This is a genomic window from Actinotignum timonense (assembly GCF_030216305.1).
Classification (GTDB): domain Bacteria; phylum Actinomycetota; class Actinomycetes; order Actinomycetales; family Actinomycetaceae; genus Actinotignum; species Actinotignum timonense_A.
On the sequence record NZ_JASOKT010000003.1, the window covers coordinates 118,507 to 136,875 of the forward strand.

Sequence of the window (18,369 nt, forward strand, 5' to 3'; positions counted from 1 at the left end):
TCGAAGTGTGAGCCACCCGCGTTTTAGACTGGATCCATGAAGATCTATCCCTTCTGGGCGCGGGAAAGCGCCCCGGTATCTACCACCTCGGGGCCGGCCACGGTGGCGCAATGGGGCTGGTCCGCGAACTCGGAAGAGGAAGCGCACAAAGTCGCGCGGGCGCGGCTGCATCGCCTTGTCGATCGCATTGCCGAACTCGGTCATTTTCCGCGCGAACGCCAAGCCCGCGCGGAATACTACCCGGGCACCCCGCTGCGCGAAGAAATCCTCGCCGTGCTCAGCGAAACGAACGGCACTCCCACCTGCGCTATCACCCGGAACCGCTACGGAGCCGAAGTCCTCAACACCGCCGATATCCTCATCGCGGACGTGGACGTTCCCGAATTAGAAGAAGCGGCCCGCGCGGGAGGCTCCCGTAAGCCCGGCTCCGGCAAGCCCGGTTTTTTCGCTCGACTTTTCGGTTTCGGCGCGAAGAAGCAGGAGCGGCCCGCCGGCTCCGCTTTCGATCCCGCACCGGCACCGGCCCGCACACCGGAACCCGCGTCGCCCGCCGCACCCGCACCGGCACCGGATCCTGCCTCCATCCCGGGGCTCATCACCGAAACGGCGCCGGTGCGCCAGTACATGATCGAAGCCGAGCTCATCGCCTTTGACCGCATCGAACACTTCGCGCGTCTCAATGCGGCCTGGCCGATTTTCGTTTACCGCACCTTCAAAGGCTTCCGCGTTATCGTGGCGGTCGAGGGCATCGCCGCGGACTCCGGGGAAGCGCAGATGATCCTCAACCAGCTCGGTTCCGACCCGCTCTATATGCGCCTGTGCCGGGTGTACGAATCCTACCGGGCGCGCCTCACCGCCAAACCCTGGCGAGTCGGGATGGCGGCGCCGACCGTGCGCTGGCCCGAGTACGATGCGTCGTCGGCGCTATGCGATCCGGTTGCGCGCGAGAAAATGCAACAGTGGTTGGCGCAGTACTACGACGCTCGCGCCGGCCACGCCACCACGCGCTTCCTTGCTGCGTTCGGGCCCGCTCCTACCGGGCGTGCCGCCCAGGTGGTGGAGCTGCACGCGCGCGTGACCGGAGCGGAGTCCGGCCTGCCGCTTGCCTAAGTTGGGCTCGTGCTGCCTGGCCTCTGCCACTTGCGTAAGACGGTGACCTAGAGCTGGAGGGTGCCCGCCCACTGGTTGGCGACGGTATCGAGGTAGCCGAGGTGGTCGTCGAAGAGGCCGGCGTACCTTTCGGTCATCTCCAGGGTGATGGTTCCCACCAGTTCCGTCCACGCGCGGATCACGGAGACGATGAGGCCGTCGGGCAGTTCGCCCAGTTCCGCGTCGAGGGAACCGAAGGTCATGCGGATCCGCCACAGGTCCACCCCGAGCGCGCGGGTTTCCGGGCCGGTCAGGGCTTTATTGCGCCCGCCTTTGGCGATGCGAGCCAATTCGAGGGGCACGCGCAGGGCGGCGGCCGTGGTCATTTCCGGATTGGAAAAATCAATGGCGCTGGCACCGTAAATAAGCGAGAAGCGATTCGGGTAATCGAGGGCCCAGGTGTGGGCGGCGCGCCAGGCCGCCACCCAGCGTTCCCGCCCCGATATTTTCTGGTCTGCTGCCCGGCGCATTGCCCCGGCCAGGTCACGGTAGGATTCGGCCGCCAGCGCGGTGAGGAGTTCTTCGCGGGAGCGCACGTGGCGGTAGGGAGCACCCGGGGAAAGCTCAAGGGAGCGAGCAATCGCGCGCATAGAAAGCTGTTCGGCACCGGCGCGGTCAAGCTGCGCGCGGGCCGCATCCAGCAGCTTTTCCCGCGTGGTGGGTGCTTCACCTTCACTCATAGCCCGCTCCTATGCTTGTGCCCGGTAGGCCGCCTCAATCGCGGTGGAGCGACCTGGGGAGCGACCTAGAGAAAGTCTACCGGCCACCTCCCGGTTTCGGCCGGGATTCTCACGGAAATACGGGCGAAAAGGCGTGGGCCGCTCCATATTTAACCATCTGGAAAACAGTGCCAGCACCGGCTAGACTGAGGGACTGACCTATCTGTTCGCGGGCGCAAGCATGCGAACGGGCGGGTCAACGCATAACCCTTCTGCCGCGGACGGACCGCGGCCGTTTAGACCAGAGGAGGTGGGTAGACATGCGTGAATACGAGATGATGATCATCCTTTCTCCGAACGTTGACGAACGTAATCTGTCGACCAACGTTCAGAAGCTGCTCCAGGTTGTCCCCAATGAGGGCGGCGAACTGGAAAAGGTCGATATTTGGGGCCGCCGGAAGCTTGCTTATGACATTAACAAGCACTCGGAAGGCATTTACGTCGTCGTCGATATGAAGGCGACTCCCGCAACCGCCAGCGAACTTGACCGCCAGCTCAGCCTCAATGAGGATGTGCTCCGCATCAAGCTCCTGCGTCGCGACGAAAAGTAAACGTACCACCAGCGTAAGAACCGAATCTGAGAAAACAACGGGGTAAAAGGAGCGATTATGGCAAACGAACCGGTCATTACGATCGTCGGCAACCTCACCGCCGATCCGGAAATGCGTTTCACGTCAGGTGGTGTGGCGGTCGCGAGCTTCACGGTTGCTTCCACCCCGCGCAAGCGCAATGCCCAAACTGACCAGTGGGAAGATGGCGAGCCAATGTTCGTGCGGTGCTCGGCGTGGCGTGACTACGCGGAGAATGTCGCCGAATCGCTGTCCAAGGGCATGCGCGTGCTGGTAACGGGCCGGCTCACGGTCAATCGTTACCAGACCCAGAACGGGGAACAGCGCGAAGGTCTGGAACTTCAGGTTGATGAAATTGGGCCCTCGCTGCGTTACGCGAAGGCTCAGGTTACGAAAACCAGCGGCGGCGGTAATTACAACCGCGGCAACCAGGGTGGCTACGGCCAGAACCCGGGCGGCCAGGGCGCGCCAGGCGGCCAGGGCGGGCAGGGCTCCTACGGGGGTCAGGCCAGCTACAACGCTCCGCAGGGCGGCTCGGCTTACGATCCGTGGAGCCAGCAGCCGCAAGCCCCGCAGGGCGGTTCCGCTTTCGACGATATGCCCCCGTTCTAAATTTTCATCTAGATTTGCGTTCTAGATTTTCGGGACTACGCACACACCCATAAGTGACATTTTGACTCGGGCAACCGCCCCGCACCGCACCGCGCACTGTAACGCGCGGTATTCGCGGGAATTGCGCTAGGCACGAGTCGCAGCAACATTAGGAGAAAACTATGGCGAAGGGACATCTTCGCAAGCCGTTGAAGCGGAAGACCGCTCCGGTGAAGGCCATCAAGGTCGGCAATATTGACTACAAGGACACCGCTACGCTGCGCAAGTTCATTTCGGACCGCGGCAAGATCCGCGCCCGCCGCGTGACCGGTGTCAACGTTCAGGAGCAGCGCAAGATCGCCAAGGCGATTAAGAACGCCCGTGAGATGGCTCTGCTTCCCTACTCGAGCAACGCTCGCTAAGGAGGCACATAATGAAGCTCATTCTTACGCACGACGTCGAACGCCTCGGCACCGCCGGTGATGTTGTCACCGTCAAGGACGGCTACGGCCGTAACTACCTGCTGCCGCGCGGCTACGCCACTCCGTGGACCAAGGGCGCCCAGAAGCAGATCGACCAGATGGCCGAAGCGCGCCGCAAGCGCTCCATCACCGATCTGGAAGCCGCGCACGCGCTGCGCGATGCCCTCAACGAAGCCGTGGTGCAGGTGAAGAAGGCCGCCGGTGAAAACGGCCGCCTCTTCGGCGCGGTGACCTCCAAGGACATCGCCGAAGCCGCCACCGAAACCGTGGGCAAGCCGGTGGACAAGCGTTGGATCACGCTTGCCTCCCCGATCAAGTCCCTGGGCAGCTACACCGCTAAGGTGCGGGTGCATGAGGATGTCACGGCATCCCTCCAGGTGGATGTGCTGCGCGCACCCAAGAAGTAATAGCTGATAGCTAGTTCATCAGCACGCGAAGGCGGGGGAGAACCTTTATGGTCTCCCCCGCCTTTGTGCTGCCCGCGTTAGCTGCGGGGGCGCCGCACTAGCTCCCCAGCTGCACCCACTTTTCCCCGCGTACCCGCAGGTACGTGGGCAGCGCGCGGGCGCTCATACACACCCCGGCATAGCCGATCCACAGCCAGATGAATCCCGTCTGCCCGGACGTCCATTCCAGCAGCCCGAGCACCATGGGCCCGTACAGGGCGAGGGGGATAAACATCATCCACGCGAGGGTTTTAAGATCGCCCGCGCCAATGAGCACGCCGTCGAGAATAAATGCCACCGAGGCGATGGGGAAAAATACCGCAATGACGAGGAGGCCCCAGAAAGCCAGCCAGCGCACGTCCCCCGCGGTGCTCATGATCCGCACGATCAGCGGTGAGGTGAGAACAGTAGCCGCGCCCAGCACCGCGCCGACGCTCATGCCGCGGCTCAGGCAGCGCCCGAGCACTGTTCGCAGGCGCGATTCGTCGCCGGCCCCGGAAGCTTGGCCCACGAGGATTTGCGCGGCCATGGCGAGGGCGTCCAGCCCGTAGGAGGCGAAATTCCAGATGGTCATGGTGATTTGGTTCGCGGCCAGCGCTTCAGTGCCGAGTTGGGTCGCCCCGGTTATTTGCAGCAGGATCAGCACGCGCAGCACCGCGGAACGCACGATGAGGGGAACGGAATCGTGGAGGGCGCGTAGCACCCCCACTCCACGCGGAGCGAGCGGCGCGTGGTGCTCGCGCGCATGATGTACGACGACGCCGGTAAGGACCACACCCATGACCGTTTGCGCCGCCGCCGTACCTATTCCGGCTCCCGCCAGGCCCAGCCCGGCCGGGTAGATGAAAACGAAGTTGAGGGGGATATTGACGAGTGCCCCGAGCACCGAAACTTTGAAGGGTGTGGTGGTGTTCCCGAGCCCGCGCAGGGTTCCGGTGGCGGCCAGGACGACGAGCATGCCGGGCAGTCCCGCGGCGGAAAAACGCAGGTAGCGTGCACCTTCGGTGATAACGACTCCCTCCGCGCCGAAAAGCGCGAGGATGTGGGGTGCCCAGATAGCCAAGATCGCACCGAGTAGCAAGCCCAGCGTTCCGGCCAACCACAGGCCGTCCATGCCCTGGGAGAGGGCGGCTTTCATGCGCCCGGCTCCCACGTAGCGGGCGGTGGCGGAGGTGGTGGCGTAGGCGAGGAAAATGCACAGCCCCACGAGGGTGGTGATGATGGTGGAAGCGAGGGCGAGGCCGGCGAGCGGCCCCGTGCCTAGGTGGCCCACCATCACGGTATCCGTGGCGACAAGGAGAGGCTCGGCCAGCAGGGAGCCGAGGGAGGGCAGGGCCAGGCGCGCGATCTCACGGTCAATGGCGTGCTTGGTAGTGGGGGTGTTGCGGTCTCCAGCGGGGCCGTCATGATGCTTCTCGGGTGTCGTCACGTCCGCTAGCTTAGCTGAGCCCGGGTGAGGTCGCCGGGCGCGGCGGTGCCAGGCAATGACGTCCGGCCCCGGCGGCCCGTAGCGGCCCCTCAACCCACGGCCACAACTACTTGAGGAAAGCCTCAACGTGAGTGACGTCACGTAGTTAAGATGTGGAGAACTTTCCCGCAGAATATCCACAGTTGTGGACAAACTTGGGGACGGGATGGCGGGGATTTCCCCCACTCCATCCACAGCTGTGGATGAATCTGGGCATAAATGGTAAACAATCCCCAAGCTATCCACAGCTTGTCCACCGGTTATGCACGGATCCACCGGCGTGTTTACACATCCGCACAGGAGAATTAACTTGAAATTCACCTCGTAAACGCGTTACGAAAGCCAGTGGAGATCCATCGCCGAGAAAGGGAAACTATGTCCGTCGTCAATAACGGTGCAAAGATGCAGGGGTCATCTTTCGAACGTACCCCTCCCCAAAACCTCTCGGCGGAACAATCTGTGTTGGGCGGGATGCTGCTCTCCAAAGATGCCATTGCTGATGTGGTGACCGTGCTGACCGCCGATGATTTTTACCATCCCTCAAATGCCACGGTCTTCACGGTTATCCTGGAGCTTTTCGGGCGCGGGGAGCCGGCCGATGCCATTACCGTGGGTGCGGAGCTGAAGAAACGCGGGGATCTTGAGCGGATCGGCGGGCTGCCGTATCTGCACACCCTGGTTGCCTCGGTGCCCACGGCTGCGAATGCCGGTTATTACGCGAATATTGTGCGTGAACAATCGCAGCTGCGCGGCTTGGTGGAAGTGGGTACTCGCATCGCCCAGCTCGGCTACACCACGGACGGTGCGGATGTTATGGGCCTCATTAATATGGCCCAATCGGAGGTGTTTTCCCTCGGGCAATCGCGCGAGGCCACGGATTACGCCACGATGGCGGAAATCGTTCCCGGGCTTTTGGATGAGCTGGAGAAGAACGCGGAACGTGCGGGCAAATTAGAGGGGGTGGCCACCGGGTTCATTGACCTGGACGCCAAGCTCAACGGCCTGCGTGCCGGCCAGATGATTATTGTGGCGGCCCGCCCGGGCGCTGGTAAGTCCACTCTGGCCATGGATTTTTGCCGGCAGGCAGCCATCCATGATCACCAACCGGTGGTCTACTTCTCCCTGGAAATGAACCGCACGGAACTGTCCATGCGTTTGCTCGCTGCCGAAGCGGGAGTTTTCCAAGATCGCATGATTAAAGGTGAGATGACGCAGCAGGATTGGGATAGGGTCGCTGGCGCCGTCGAACGTATTTCTACCGCGCCGCTTATTGTGGATGACTCGCCGAATCTCACCCTGCCGGAAATCCGCGCGAAATCGCGGCGTCTCAAGCAGCAGCACGATATTCAGATGATTGTGATCGACTACCTCCAGCTCTTGGCTTCGGCCGGGAAGGTTCCCGAATCGCGCCAGCAGGAAGTCTCAGAGTTTTCGCGTTCGATTAAGTTGCTCGCTAAGGAATTGGAAATTCCTATTATTGCGGTGGCGCAGCTCAACCGTGATTCGGAAAAGCGTAATGATAAGCGCCCCCAGGTGGCGGACCTGCGTGAATCGGGTTCGCTGGAGCAGGATGCCGACGTCGTCCTTCTTATCCACCGCGATGATATGTACCATCAGGATTCGGAGAAGGCCGGTCTGGCGGAAGTCATTATTGGCAAGCAGCGTTCCGGGCCTACCGGCACCGTGGAAGTGGCTTTCCAGGGTCATTACGCGCGTTTCGCGAACCTCGCGGACAATAACTAAACGCCAAAGAACTGCGGGGGTGGGCTGAACTGCGGGGGTGGGCTGAACCGCGGGGGTGCGCTGCCGATATGCAACGCACCCCCGCGCAAAAATACTATTTTCTACCGCCGGTACTTTACTGCCGGTAATTTACCGCCGGGCCCTACAGCCAGGCTCTAACGCCGGCGCTCTACCATCAGCACTCCGCCGTGGCTTTACGCCAACTCAAGGCTGTCCCGCACCGCGGCTAGCAGCCGGCAGACGCGCGCCTGCGGGAGCGGCTCGGAGGAGAGCTGGTTCTCCACGTAGGAGAAGGAGATGCCGGTGCTCGGGTCCGCGAAGGAAAGGCAGCCGCCGCGCCCGTTGTGCCCGAAGCTGCCGCGGGAGAGCATGGGTTCGCGCTGGCTGCCCAGCTGGAAGACCAGCCCGTAGCGGGAGGTCGAATCGCACAGCACTTCGTCGAAGCCTTCGGCGCGGGTGGCCGAGACCGCGGTAATAAGCTCGGCGTCGTAGCGCGCATAGCGCCCGTCGCAGAACATCGCGTAAAGGGTCGCCAAGGAGAGCGCATCGGCATGCCCGTTAATGGAGGGCATTTCCGCATCGAGGAAATGCGGGTCGGTGATGGCCGAATCGGTATCCTTCGGGGATTGGTAGGCGTAGGAGGTTGTGGAGTTCGGGTCGGCCTGGGCCTGGCGCAGCGCCCCGCCCCAGCCTTGGGTGCGCGGGCCCCAGAAATGCTTGGCGATGCGCGAGCGCTCGGATTCGGGGCAGCCGATCCACACGGAAAGATTGAGGGGCGCGCGGAAGTTTTCTTCCAGGTAGTGCTTGGGGGTGAGGCCGGAAACCCGCCGCACCAGCTCCCCGGCCAGATAGCCCATGGAGAGCGCGTGGTAGCCGTGTTTGGTGCCCGGCTCCCAGCGCGGGGCCTGGGCGGCGAGCTCAGAGGTAATAAGATCCCAATCGAAGAGCGCGCTCGCGGGCAGAATATGGTCAAAACCGGGCAGGCCGGCGGAGTGGCTGGCCAGCTGGCTCACCCGAATATCTTGCTTGCCATTGGCGGCAAATTCCGGCCAGTAATCTGCCACCCGCGCATCCGGATCAATGAGCCCGCGCGCCACGCAGTCCGCGAAGCAAATCCCGGTCAGGCCCTTCGTTTGCGAGAAAATAAGCTGCACCGCGTTATCCGGGTAGGGCGTACGCTCGTTAATAGGATCTTCAACGACGGCGCCATCGGCCACGCCGCCCCCGGTATTCGCACCGGCGGGCGGGTTCCAGCCCCCGTAAATATTGACCACGGGTTCGCCGTGCCAGAGCACCGCGATTTGCCCGCCGCGATCCTGGTTGGTGGCGATAGAGGCGGCGAAAGCGTCCACCACCCGTGCGAATTCCGGGGCGTAGGAGCCGCGGATGGAATCGCGCGCCTGCGTGAATGTTGTCATGGATTCCTCCTTGAGTGCGCCGAGGGTACGGACTCTCCCTCGGCAAGGTCCATATACGGGTGCGCGCTCGCTAGCTGCTCACGCATCCGGGAAAAGTAATACTCCTGAAATTCCAGCGCTTCAATCCACAGGCGTTGCGCACTGCGGGTGGCGCAGCGGTAGTGGCGTTCGCGCCCCAGGCGCGCCAGGTATCGGTCAATAAAATCGAGTTGTTCGGGCAGCGGCATGGCGTCCATATTGTGATACAGCAGGGTGTCGTGGATGCGGTAGACGCTGAAACGATCCACGTTATCGCAGTCCCCGACCGAGCGCGCGAGCACGCTGGCTGCTTCCGGATATTCGCGCTGGCCGCGATATTCGGGGGAATCTTCCGGATATTCGCTGCGGCCATCGGTATGCATGGCGATGCCTTGGCAGATCTCCACAACTTTCGGTTCCGGCATGCCCAGGCTTTCCAAAAAGGGGCGCACGAGCCGCGCACCGGCCCGCCCGTGATCTACCGGCCGCGCGGAATCAAATTTCCCGATGTCGTGCAAGAGGCAGGCAATTTCGAGGGTATCTACCGCCAGACCTTCGGACATCGCGACCCCGCGCCCGATGGCCGCGACCCGTAAACAGTGTTCATAGCGGTAGCGGCGGGCGCGCGCGCTGGCCGGGGCGCCTTCCAGGTGCTCGCGCAGGAACGCGAGGGCTGGGCGCAGGTACGGATTCGTTGTCACGTTTCTATTGTGGCACGCCACGCGGACTCCCTTCCGTACTTAAGTGTTACGACGACGCCGCTTACGCACCCGGCGCGCCACCACCCGCGCCAGGTAAATCCCCACCGCGCCTAATTCCCAGACGAGGGCTTTCGGGGTGGTGGCCGGCGCAAGGCTGGCCCCGCGCATGACGGGCGTGAACCCGAATTTCACCGCGAAGTACCTGGCCCGCGGTACGTGCTGCCAGGAGGTCACGATAACCGCGGCGATGGTGCCATCCGGGAGCAAGCCGGGAATCGGGTCCCGCCCGCGGAGCAGCGCGGCGCAATCTCCCATATTTTCTTCGGTGGTGCGCGAGTGGCTTTCCGCGATAAGTGCACCGCGCGGCACCCCGCGGGCGGCGAGCCATGCGGCCATGACTTGGGCTTCGCTGGGCACGCCGGGTGAGGCCCGCCCACCCGAGCAGATGAGGGCGGGGTGTGCCCCGCGTGAGCGCGCGTAGCGGTATTCGGCCAGGGCCCGCGCGAGGCGGCGTTTCAAACTCCCGCTGGGCAGGTAACCCAGGCGGGTGTGCACGATCCGGCCGCCCAGCACAATAATGACCGGGACGGCCGGATCGATGCCGGGCATGGCCTAGTCCTGATCCCGGTAAGCGCCCTGCCACACGGTGGCGAAGGGGGTATTGGCTTCCACGCGGGCCTTGATGCCGGCGGTCACCATATCCTTGGCGCGCTGCACGGCTTCGTGGATCTCCACGCCCTTGGCCAGTTCTGCGGTGATGGCGGCGGCCAGGGTGCAGCCGGCCCCCGAGACGCGTTCTTCACCGATCTTCGGGGCGCGGTAAACAGTGGCCTTTTCGCCATCCCAGAGCACATCCACGGCATCCGGGCCGGGGAAATCAATCCCGCCCTTGACCACCACGTTCTTCGGGCCGAGCTCACCGATACGCTTGGCGGCTTCGATGAGGTCCTCTTCGGTTTCCAGCGCATCCAGGCCCGAAAGGGTGCGGGCCTCAAAATTATTCGGGGTGGTGACGGTGGCGAAGGGGAGGATCTTGGTGCGTAGCGCATTATCGGTATCCAGCGCCTGGCCGGGTTCCTGACCCTTGCAGATAAGAACTGGATCGACCACCACATTGTCCCATTCCTGGGAAGCGAGCCCGGCGCGCACCGCCTCAATGGTATCCGGGTGGCCGAGCATACCGACCTTTGCGGTGCGAATATTCTGGGAGCGCAGCGCGGCTTCCATCTGGGCGCTAATCACTTCCGGAGGGACGGGCACGAAGCGATGGTTCCAGTTATTCTTCGGGTCGAAGGACACGATACACGTGAGCGTGCCCATGCCGTACACCCCGAGCTGCTGGAAGGTTTTCAAATCAACTTGGAATCCAGCACCGCCGGTAGCTTCAGACCCGGCGATGGTGTATGCAAAATACATTCCGCTCCTTTTCCTTACGGGTTCCTGGCACGGTGACGTTCACCTGATATTGCGCCCCGATCCACCGGGGCGTGACCTGCCTTTCACCACCTATATGCTAGCGAAGGGCTACGACATATTTTTTGGACGTTTTATGCGCTGGACACCAGCACCCCGGCATTAGCCCAGTTCAGTGCATGCGTCCGGGCCGCCGCACGGTTCAGACCATCCCGGTGCGGCCCAGTGCAGCCTAGCTCAACCACTATTCCCCGTTGCGCCGGAAGGTATCGGGATGGCGCCCGGTGCGCCCGGCTTCGAAACGATCCATATTGTCGATCTCCTCGGCTTCTTCTTTGAGGAGAGTGAAATCGAGGCAGGCCAGGTTTTCAGCCAGGTGCGCGGTGGAGGACGCCCCGGGGAAGATGATCCGCCCGCGCGAGAGGTGCCAGAGCAATACCAGTTGGGCAACGGTGCATCCTTTAGCGGCCGCCAGCTCGGCAAGCACGGCGTCGTCGTTCACAGCGCCGCGCGCCAGCGGCGCCCACGCTTCCACGCGAATCCCGGCGTCGGTGCAGTACTGCGTGACCTCGGCGTTCTGGAAATAGGGGTGCGCTTCGATTTGATTGACGGCGGGCTGGATCTGCGCGGCGAAACGCAGCGCCTCGAGGTGGTGACGCTCGAAATTGGACACGCCAATTGCGCGGGCGCGCCCGTCGGCCACGAATTCCTCCATGACCTGGTACGCCTCCACGTAATCGCCGCTGAGCATGGGCCAGTGGATGAGGAAAAGATCAACGTAATCGGTGCCGAGCTCCGCGAGCGAACGTGCGAATGTTTCCCGCACGGCGCGCGGGGCATGGTTGGGATTATCGAGTTTCGTGACGAGGAAAATATCCTCGCGATCCACGCCGGATTCCGCGATTGCCCGGCCCACCGCGGCTTCGTTGCCGTACATTTGCGCGGTGTCAATATGCCGGTAGCCCATGGCGAGCGCCTCGCGCACGGCCCGCCGCGCGGTGGCATCGTCCATGCGGTAGGTGCCGATGCCCAGTTGCGGAATCCAGTGGCCGGAATTGAGGGGAAGAAGCGGGATTGTTGCCATGGCTCTATTCTTGCAGAAGGTACGACGGCGCAGCTGTGGCACGTGCGAACGTGGCCATGCAGGTGGCTCTACAGTAGTTCCCAGGTAGCGTGTGGGTCACGCGGGGATTTGCCATTCCAGCGGAGCACACCAGCATCGCGCAACAGGTTGAGGCGGCGGAGCACGGTGGGGCGGGCAAGGTCCACAAGCTCGGTGATTTGCCCGGTTCCCAGCGGCTGTTGGGCCAGGCGCAGGGCGTCGAGAATCGCGCGGCCGCTCGGCCCGATCTGCCGCATGATTTCTTCCGGAATCGCGTTGCTGGCCAGCAGGGTGAGGTGTACGGCCTCGGATAATTGCACGTAAAGTGGTTCGGCCAGCCCGGCCCGGCGGGTTTCTTCGAAAATACGCCGGATGCCTTCGCCCAGCTCCTGAGTGATACCCATATCGAAGAAAACTCGGGCAATACGCGGATTGCGGGCCTTGCGGCCAATTTTTTCCGGATGGGAAATATCAACCAGACCGGGAAAACGCCCGGGGCTGGTGAATTCAATCCGGTTCGGAAAAATCTCCACTCGAATATGGTCGCCCGCGATGCCATAGGAGCGGTGGACCACGGCATTGACCAGGCCTTCCAGCCATGCCTCACGCGGAATAATCGGCACATCGGCAAATGTGCCCGCATCCGTGAGGCGGCGGTGCCCCGGCAGGAATTCTTCAATAATGCGGCTGGCTTCCGTAATTTGCTGCGGGAGGGAGCCGCCTATCCGAATATCTTTCCCGGCTTCTACGTTCTGGAAACGCCCGGCGCCGCGCTCGTTATCGGAATATTTGACCACCCGCACGTAGGCGTTCGGAAAAACCTGCTGCGGATTTTTTGCGAAAAGAAGGTAGCCGGCTACTCGCAGTTGACCATCACGATCAATGAGGTCGCGGGCGTGTAGCGCATTGGTTCCCGAGGATGAGCTGAGGAGGGCGCGGTAAGTTTCCAATTGTTCTTCGTCGAGATCATCCAGCTCTCCGCCGGGAACGGGAGCGCCATCAAAGCCAACGAAACCGCGATCCCATTCAAGTTCTTGGCGTTGCCGGAAAGTGAGTTTTCGTGTCTCGTCCCCGATTCGTTGGAAACAATCACCCTTATTAGTTTCGTGAACATCGCGGCTAGGAGGAACGCTCAGGAGCATTATTCGGCCGCCCTCGATAGCTATGTCATCAATAACAATCCGGACCCGCGGATTAGTAAAGTCGATGGCTACCTGCCGGATCGCATTAGCGGCTTTATCGGAAACCGGTGCCAGAGATCCGTTGTGGAGGCCGACGGCGATAACGCCGCCTTCCGCATTCGCCATGCCAACGATGGTTTCCGCAAGATCCTTCGGCTGAATGGCCCCGCTTTTTTGTTCGTACCATTGGTCTTCTGGCAAACGAAGGAGCTCTTCCACGGCTTCATGAACCGGAAGAGTGAGGAGGCTTTCCACGCTACGCTGCAGCATGCGTCTACTCTAACATTGTTAGAGTAGCTTTAGAGTAGCTTCGGGAGACCCCGAGAAAACGTTGCTATGGCGCTGATTTCTACTCTCACACCGGATGTTAGAGTACTTTAGAGTAGATGTGAGAGTAGCGCGAATAGTTACTGGGAAGCCGCCCGGCGCCGGATGGCTCAGAGCGAGTCGATGGCATTTTTGGCGGTGACCAAATCCGCGCCGGTGCGCTCGCGGTAAGCCTTGATGGCCTCGACCGTGCGCCCGATGGCGGCCAAAGCACGTTCTTCAGCGCTGACCCCGTAGTCAGCTGCGGCGTCGTCGCCCGAAACAGTGCCCAACCGCGCCCGCAACTGCGCGATAACCGCGTGCAGGCGTTTATTTTCCTTCCGTAAGCGCTCAATTTCCGCAGCTTGATCGAACCACTTACCCACAGTTCCTCCTCGAACGTGACGCCTTCGCATTAACCGTACGTATTTATTATTCTATCTTCGCGCCCGTCGCGGCCCCGCAGAAATGAGAGCTACCGTACAGCCGGCGAGAACGGCCCCTCGCTCGGGTAATCTTCACGGTATGAGCGCGGTTACCTATCGTTTTCAGGGTTATACATTCATCGAGCACCGCATCCAGGTGCCCCTTGATTACTTTGGTGCGTTCACTCAGCTGGCCCCGGACGATACCATCGCCCACGTTCCCGCTACCATCACGGTGTTCGCGCGGGAAATTGTGCGGGCCGGCCGCGAGGATGCGCCGCGGCTGGTGTATCTGGAAGGCGGGCCAGGCCACGCGGCACCGCGCCCGGCGGGGCTGAGCGGCTGGCAGGATCTGCTGCTCAACCACTATCGCCTCGTCCTGCTCGACGAACGCGGCACTGGAAATTCGTATCCGCTCGATTCGCTCACCATTACCGCGGCCGGCAGCCCCGCCGCCCAGGCCGCGCTGCTGTCCTGTTTCCGCCAGGATTCTATTGTGAACGACGCCGAACACCTGCGCCGCCACCTCCAAGGCGATGAACCGTGGAGCGTGCTGGGGCAAAGTTTCGGGGGTTTCGCCGCGGTATCCTATCTCTCCCACGCGCCCGCCGGGCTGCGCGAAGTCATGATCACCGGCGGGCTGCCCAGTTTGGATAGCGGCCCGCAAGCCGTATACCGGCAGACCTTCCCGCGCCTGGCCGCCCGGCATCGCGCCTATTTCGAACGCTACCCGAATGATGAAGACACCGCCTGGTATATCGCCACCCACCTGGCGGACGTGGAAGAAATCCTGCCCACCGGGGAGCGCCTCACCCCGGCGCGGTTCCGCCAGCTCGGCCAGCGCCTCGGCTTCACCTACGGCTTCGAGCAGCTCCACTACCTGCTCGAAGACCCGGTCTGGTCCTTCCGCGGGCAACGCCGGCTGCGCCCCGCCTTCCTCCAGCGGGTGGGCGAAGCGGTATCCGCCGCGCACGTCCCGCTCTATTTCGCGCTCCAGGAAGCCATTTATGCCCAATCGGGCACCGGCCCGCTGGCCTGGGCCGCGCACCGGGTGCGCGGGGAATTCCCCGAATTTGCTATCCCCGCGCTCGCGATGGGCGGGGTCGGTGAAACTGATCTGCGCAAGGAGGGGCTGGGCTTCCGCTTTTCCGGGGAAAGCGTTTTCCCCTGGCAATTCGAGCAGGATCCGGCGTTGCTCCCGCTGCGCGGGGCCGCCAATGAGCTGGCCTTCCGCACCTCCTGGCATGATCTGTATCGCCCGGATGTGCTGGGTGGTAACCAGGTGCCGGTGGCCGCGTGGATTTTCCGCGAGGATATGTACGTGCCGGCCGATCTTTCCCTGGAAACCGCCGGGTGCATCCGCGGCCTGACCGCGCTGGTCAGCGATGACTACCAGCACGATGCGCTGGGCCGCGATCCGCATACAGTGATTAACGCGCTGCTCGAGGCCGTGCACCGGGAGCGGTAGGCGGTAGCGCTGGTAGCGCCGGCAGCTACTCGGTAATCCCCACCCCGCCGGTTTCCCGATTCATCCGAATCGCAAAAGCGCGCGCTTCTTCCAGGTCGATGCCGTTGAGGAGGTGGGCGCGGGCGGCGGCGTCGTCCTCAGCGCGCAAACGCGGCACCGAGCGCTTCGATCCGTTCCTCCCCACAAAATCGCGGTAAAACTCGCGCAGAATATCCATATCCGCCTCGACGTCGCCGGAAAGGTAGAGGTGCTTCCACCACCCGTACGTTTTAGTGCGCGAATCGATAAAGCCGAGGGTAATGGGCAGGCGTCCGGCCAGGCCCATGCGGTAAAAACCGGATTTCCAGTACTGAACGTCCTTCCGGGTGCCTTCCGGGGCGAGCGCCACGCAGAATTCCTCGCTGCGTTCGGCCTGCTCCAGCAGCGACCCCACGATTCCGCTGGGATGGTTGCGATCCACCGAAATTCCGCCGACGGCGCGCACGATCGCCCCCAGCACCGGGGCCTGCACTAGCGAATTTTTGACCAAGAATTTCATGGAGCGCCCGTAGCTCCAAAACGCGACAATATCGTAAATACCATCCCAATTAGAGGAATGCGGGGCGCCGATGAGGATCGTTTTTGGCGCGATGGGTTCGTGCACAAAGGTCCAACGGGAGCAGGCGCGGAAAATGCGCGCGGCGGCGCTACGGAATGCCATGGGGGTCCTTTCGCGGAGGGTGGCGTCTGGCCGGTATTCTACCCGCTTCTTGCGCGGGGCTTTTAAGTACGACGGCGCAGCACCGGCCCGCGTGCCATCTGGCAGCGCGGGCGCGGTGGCCACGCGCTGGTACAGAAACCGCCCGCAGGATCGGCGCGGGCCACGCGCCGTGCCCTAGATAAAGAAACGGAATTCGGGCGAGCCGGGTTCGACCTTGTGAATATCAATCCCGGAGCGGTCCATGCGATCTAGCAGGTCAGCCAGGTTTTCCGGGTGTTGAATATCGATGCCCACCAGCGCCGGGCCGGTCTCGCGGTTGGTTTTCTTCGTGTATTCGAAGTACACGATGTCTTCGTCGGCCACGAGCACGCGGTCGAGGAATTCTTTGAGTGCGCCGGGTTTCTGGGCGAAGGTCACCAGGAAGTAGTGGCGCAGCCCCTCGTAGACCATGGAGCGTTCCAAAATATCGGCGTAGCGGGAGACGTCATTATTCCCACCCGAAATTACCGCGACGAGCGGGCGCGGTGTGGTGGCGGGAGCGGCGCCACTGCCGGAGAGTGCGGCATCGTCGTTCCCATTAACGCGGGTTTCGACCAGGGTGTTCAGGCGCCCCACCGCGGCCGGGGCGAGCGCGCCGGAGGGCTCGGCAATAATGCCGTCCACCTGGTAGAGCTCAAGCATTTCGGTACACAGCGCACCTTCGGGCACGGTGATGAAGCCGTCCACCAGGTCGCGCGCCGTGGCGTAGGTGAGGTCCCCCACGCGCGCCACCGCGGTGCCGTCCGCGAAATTATCAACGGAATCCAGCGTGACCGGCCCGCCCGCTGCCAGTGCGGCCTGCATAGACGCAGCGCCGGTGGGCTCCACCCCGATCACGCGGGTGTGCGGGTGGGTATTTTTCACCCAGATCGCGGTGCCGGCCAGCAGCCCGCCGCCGCCCACCGGCACCAGCACCGCTTCGGGTTCCAGCCCGCTTTGCTCCACGCACTGCTCAAAAGCTTCGGCGATCACGGTGCCCTGCCCGGCGATAATCGGGGCGGCGTCGAAAGGATGCACAAAGGTCGCACCGTGCTCAGAGGCGTAAGCCAAGGCGGCGCCGGCTGCGGCGTCGAACGTAGGCCCGCCAATAATCTGTTCCACCCACGCGCCCCCGATATCGCGGATCCGTTCGCGTTTCTGGCGCGGCGTGGTGGCGGGCAGGAAAATCTTGCCGTGAATCCGCAGGTGATTGCAGGCGTAAGCCACGCCCTGCGCGTGATTGCCGGCCGATGCGCACACCACGCCGGCGGCGCGTTCCTTCTCCCCGAGCGCGTGAATCGCGTTGTATGCCCCGCGGACTTTATAGCTGCGCCCGACCTGCGTATCCTCGCGTTTGAGGTAAACGGGCCGGCCGAGGGCGGCGCTGAGGCGCTCGGATAGCTGCAGCGGGGTGCGGCGTACCGTGCCCGCGAGGGTGCGGGCGGCTGCGGCGATGAGCTCGGGTGAAGGTAATTCAGTCATCCTCCTATTGTGCCGGGATGCGGGCGCGATGGCGTGGCTGTTTCACCACGTGGGTGCGCGCGTCTACGATGGAAGCATGATGGAACCCGGCCACGGCTCTGGCATCGACGCGGACGCCGATTTCGAATTCGAACGCAAATTCCTGGTGCGCGAACTGCCCGACGACGTCGCCGAGCACGCCTCCACCCAGGTCATCATCCAGGCATACACTTTCGCGCAGGACGGCTACGCGGTGCGGGTGCGGGTACGTTTCCCCGATGCTTTCGTACCTTTTGATGAGTTCGACGACGCCGCCGACTTCCGCGGTGGTTACGAACGGCGTGCGCTCGCGCGGATGCTGGGGGCGGGATGCCCGGCGAGCGCCTCGGTGGCGGTGAAATCGCCGGTGGTCAGTGCGGAACGCTACGAGAAAGAAATGGAAATTGATACCGATGTGGCCGTGCAGATTCTGCGGCGCTCGGTGGATCTGGTCCTCAAGAATCGTTTTTCCCTGTGGATCGATGAGGACGGCTGGGAATTCGATGCTTTTGGCGGGCAAAATGCGGGGCTCATTATTGCGGAAGTGGAGCGGCGCGCGCCGGTGGTGGACCTGAAAATTCCGGATTTTTGCGCCACCGAAGTTTCCGACGATCTGCGTTTCACCAATGACCATCTTTCCAAAGACCCGTGGATGCAATGGGGTGCGGCCTATATGGAGGAGCTGGACGCGCGCGGGCCACATTTCCTGGATTTGCGCGCGCCTCAGCAGCGCGAACCCGAGGGCGAGGGGGCGTGAGCGCGCTATTTCCTAAGCGGAAGTAGCATTGCTTATTTCAGTTCCGGTATGGCGTAGTGAAAACGGAGCCCGCGGGGCATGTATGCGTGGGCGCACGGCCGGAATATCGTTGAAATGCCGTTGAATGTGAGTAATGGCACGGCCGGGGGTGTCTCAAAAACGCAAGTATTGTTGCGCATGCGTTTAGACTTATAC

At 62.7% G+C, this 18,369-nt stretch carries 19 protein-coding genes; 8 read left to right on the plus strand and 11 right to left on the minus strand.

The genetic code is table 11. From position 1 onward, the window contains the following. Nucleotides 1-36: 36 nt before the first annotated feature. Nucleotides 37-1,110: a hypothetical protein gene (locus QP305_RS03215; RefSeq protein WP_284903957.1), complete on the plus strand. Its 1,074-nt coding sequence runs from the start codon at nucleotides 37-39 to the stop codon at nucleotides 1,108-1,110. A gap of 47 nt (nucleotides 1,111-1,157) precedes the next feature. Here QP305_RS03215 and QP305_RS03220 read toward each other — a convergent pair whose 3' ends face one another. Next, the gene (locus QP305_RS03220) at nucleotides 1,158-1,829 is read right to left on the minus strand and encodes a TetR/AcrR family transcriptional regulator (RefSeq protein ID WP_087070175.1); all 672 of its coding nucleotides are present in this window, start codon (nucleotides 1,827-1,829) and stop codon (nucleotides 1,158-1,160) included. Between the two features lie 299 nt (nucleotides 1,830-2,128). On the opposite strand from QP305_RS03220, the gene rpsF reads away from it, so the two are divergent. From rpsF to rplI, 4 genes are all read left to right on the plus strand, one after another. After that, nucleotides 2,129-2,419, plus strand: coding sequence for a 30S ribosomal protein S6 (gene rpsF, locus QP305_RS03225; protein ID WP_026428896.1), 291 nt, complete (start codon nucleotides 2,129-2,131; stop codon nucleotides 2,417-2,419). A gap of 57 nt (nucleotides 2,420-2,476) precedes the next feature. Further along, nucleotides 2,477-3,049: a single-stranded DNA-binding protein gene (locus tag QP305_RS03230; protein WP_087070176.1), complete on the plus strand. Its 573-nt coding sequence runs from the start codon at nucleotides 2,477-2,479 to the stop codon at nucleotides 3,047-3,049. 161 nt (nucleotides 3,050-3,210) lie between these two features. Then, entirely contained in the window at nucleotides 3,211-3,450 is a 240-nt protein-coding gene (gene rpsR / locus QP305_RS03235) for a 30S ribosomal protein S18 (protein ID WP_016442031.1), read from the plus strand. A gap of 11 nt (nucleotides 3,451-3,461) precedes the next feature. Continuing rightward, nucleotides 3,462-3,917, plus strand: coding sequence for a 50S ribosomal protein L9 (rplI, locus tag QP305_RS03240; protein WP_016442030.1), 456 nt, complete (start codon nucleotides 3,462-3,464; stop codon nucleotides 3,915-3,917). A 97-nt stretch (nucleotides 3,918-4,014) separates the two neighbouring features. On the opposite strand, the gene QP305_RS03245 is transcribed toward rplI, so the two are convergent. Continuing rightward, nucleotides 4,015-5,385, minus strand: coding sequence for an MATE family efflux transporter (locus tag QP305_RS03245; protein WP_284903958.1), 1,371 nt, complete (start codon nucleotides 5,383-5,385; stop codon nucleotides 4,015-4,017). 414 nt (nucleotides 5,386-5,799) lie between these two features. Between QP305_RS03245 and dnaB the strand changes: the two genes are divergently transcribed. Further along, complete coding sequence (gene dnaB / locus QP305_RS03250) at nucleotides 5,800-7,167, plus strand: replicative DNA helicase (protein WP_026428893.1); 1,368 nt, start codon at nucleotides 5,800-5,802, stop codon at nucleotides 7,165-7,167. A 194-nt stretch (nucleotides 7,168-7,361) separates the two neighbouring features. Here the strand turns inward: dnaB and QP305_RS03255 are convergent, their stop codons facing one another. From QP305_RS03255 to QP305_RS03285, 7 genes are all read right to left on the minus strand, one after another. After that, nucleotides 7,362-8,585, minus strand: a complete 1,224-nt coding sequence (locus QP305_RS03255) for a serine hydrolase domain-containing protein (RefSeq protein WP_284903960.1) — start codon at nucleotides 8,583-8,585, stop codon at nucleotides 7,362-7,364. Further along, complete coding sequence (locus QP305_RS03260) at nucleotides 8,582-9,304, minus strand: HD domain-containing protein (protein WP_284903962.1); 723 nt, start codon at nucleotides 9,302-9,304, stop codon at nucleotides 8,582-8,584. Before QP305_RS03260 ends, QP305_RS03255 begins: the two co-directional genes overlap by 4 nt. Before the next feature lie 39 nt (nucleotides 9,305-9,343). Then, a complete protein-coding gene (locus QP305_RS03265) occupies nucleotides 9,344-9,913 on the minus strand; it encodes a YdcF family protein (RefSeq protein ID WP_284903963.1) in 570 nt (189 codons plus the stop codon). Between the two features lie 3 nt (nucleotides 9,914-9,916). Continuing rightward, the gene (gene thiD / locus QP305_RS03270) at nucleotides 9,917-10,720 is read right to left on the minus strand and encodes a bifunctional hydroxymethylpyrimidine kinase/phosphomethylpyrimidine kinase (RefSeq protein ID WP_284889908.1); all 804 of its coding nucleotides are present in this window, start codon (nucleotides 10,718-10,720) and stop codon (nucleotides 9,917-9,919) included. Between the two features lie 241 nt (nucleotides 10,721-10,961). Beyond that, the gene (locus tag QP305_RS03275) at nucleotides 10,962-11,801 is read right to left on the minus strand and encodes an aldo/keto reductase (protein WP_284903965.1); all 840 of its coding nucleotides are present in this window, start codon (nucleotides 11,799-11,801) and stop codon (nucleotides 10,962-10,964) included. A gap of 68 nt (nucleotides 11,802-11,869) precedes the next feature. After that, on the minus strand, nucleotides 11,870-13,270 hold the full coding sequence (locus QP305_RS03280; RefSeq protein ID WP_284903968.1) for an ATP-binding protein: 1,401 nt from the start codon (nucleotides 13,268-13,270) through the stop codon (nucleotides 11,870-11,872). A gap of 167 nt (nucleotides 13,271-13,437) precedes the next feature. Then, nucleotides 13,438-13,692: a 50S ribosomal protein L7/L12 gene (locus QP305_RS03285; RefSeq protein ID WP_284903969.1), complete on the minus strand. Its 255-nt coding sequence runs from the start codon at nucleotides 13,690-13,692 to the stop codon at nucleotides 13,438-13,440. Between the two features lie 139 nt (nucleotides 13,693-13,831). On the opposite strand from QP305_RS03285, the gene QP305_RS03290 reads away from it, so the two are divergent. Further along, nucleotides 13,832-15,199: an alpha/beta fold hydrolase gene (locus tag QP305_RS03290; RefSeq protein ID WP_284903971.1), complete on the plus strand. Its 1,368-nt coding sequence runs from the start codon at nucleotides 13,832-13,834 to the stop codon at nucleotides 15,197-15,199. A gap of 25 nt (nucleotides 15,200-15,224) precedes the next feature. Here the strand turns inward: QP305_RS03290 and QP305_RS03295 are convergent, their stop codons facing one another. Together QP305_RS03295 and ilvA are read right to left on the minus strand one after the other, a co-directional pair. Next, nucleotides 15,225-15,899 carry a 1-acyl-sn-glycerol-3-phosphate acyltransferase gene (locus QP305_RS03295; protein WP_284903973.1) on the minus strand — a complete coding sequence of 225 codons (675 nt, stop codon included), beginning with the start codon at nucleotides 15,897-15,899 and terminating at the stop codon, nucleotides 15,225-15,227. Nucleotides 15,900-16,073: 174 nt separating this feature from the next. Next, complete coding sequence (ilvA, locus tag QP305_RS03300; RefSeq protein WP_284903974.1) at nucleotides 16,074-17,399, minus strand: threonine ammonia-lyase IlvA; 1,326 nt, start codon at nucleotides 17,397-17,399, stop codon at nucleotides 16,074-16,076. A gap of 76 nt (nucleotides 17,400-17,475) precedes the next feature. Here ilvA and QP305_RS03305 point away from each other — a divergent pair, with 76 nt between their 5' ends. After that, nucleotides 17,476-18,174, plus strand: coding sequence for an adenylate cyclase (locus QP305_RS03305; protein WP_284903975.1), 699 nt, complete (start codon nucleotides 17,476-17,478; stop codon nucleotides 18,172-18,174). Nucleotides 18,175-18,369: the final 195 nt, after the last annotated feature.

What these genes read in the sequence shown, in the direction of transcription:
- QP305_RS03215 (WP_284903957.1), top strand. Translation starts at nt 37, where the DNA reads ATGAAGATCTATCCCTTCTGGGCGCGGGAAAGCGCCCCGGTATCTACC.
- QP305_RS03220 (WP_087070175.1), bottom strand. Translation starts at nt 1,829, where the DNA reads ATGAGTGAAGGTGAAGCACCCACCACGCGGGAAAAGCTGCTGGATGCG.
- rpsF (WP_026428896.1), top strand. Translation starts at nt 2,129, where the DNA reads ATGCGTGAATACGAGATGATGATCATCCTTTCTCCGAACGTTGACGAA.
- QP305_RS03230 (WP_087070176.1), top strand. Translation starts at nt 2,477, where the DNA reads ATGGCAAACGAACCGGTCATTACGATCGTCGGCAACCTCACCGCCGAT.
- rpsR (WP_016442031.1), top strand. Translation starts at nt 3,211, where the DNA reads ATGGCGAAGGGACATCTTCGCAAGCCGTTGAAGCGGAAGACCGCTCCG.
- rplI (WP_016442030.1), top strand. Translation starts at nt 3,462, where the DNA reads ATGAAGCTCATTCTTACGCACGACGTCGAACGCCTCGGCACCGCCGGT.
- dnaB (WP_026428893.1), top strand. Translation starts at nt 5,800, where the DNA reads ATGTCCGTCGTCAATAACGGTGCAAAGATGCAGGGGTCATCTTTCGAA.
- QP305_RS03255 (WP_284903960.1), bottom strand. Translation starts at nt 8,585, where the DNA reads ATGACAACATTCACGCAGGCGCGCGATTCCATCCGCGGCTCCTACGCC.
- QP305_RS03265 (WP_284903963.1), bottom strand. Translation starts at nt 9,913, where the DNA reads ATGCCCGGCATCGATCCGGCCGTCCCGGTCATTATTGTGCTGGGCGGC.
- thiD (WP_284889908.1), bottom strand. Translation starts at nt 10,720, where the DNA reads ATGTATTTTGCATACACCATCGCCGGGTCTGAAGCTACCGGCGGTGCT.
- QP305_RS03275 (WP_284903965.1), bottom strand. Translation starts at nt 11,801, where the DNA reads ATGGCAACAATCCCGCTTCTTCCCCTCAATTCCGGCCACTGGATTCCG.
- QP305_RS03280 (WP_284903968.1), bottom strand. Translation starts at nt 13,270, where the DNA reads ATGCTGCAGCGTAGCGTGGAAAGCCTCCTCACTCTTCCGGTTCATGAA.
- QP305_RS03290 (WP_284903971.1), top strand. Translation starts at nt 13,832, where the DNA reads ATGAGCGCGGTTACCTATCGTTTTCAGGGTTATACATTCATCGAGCAC.
- QP305_RS03295 (WP_284903973.1), bottom strand. Translation starts at nt 15,899, where the DNA reads ATGGCATTCCGTAGCGCCGCCGCGCGCATTTTCCGCGCCTGCTCCCGT.
- ilvA (WP_284903974.1), bottom strand. Translation starts at nt 17,399, where the DNA reads ATGACTGAATTACCTTCACCCGAGCTCATCGCCGCAGCCGCCCGCACC.
- QP305_RS03305 (WP_284903975.1), top strand. Translation starts at nt 17,476, where the DNA reads ATGATGGAACCCGGCCACGGCTCTGGCATCGACGCGGACGCCGATTTC.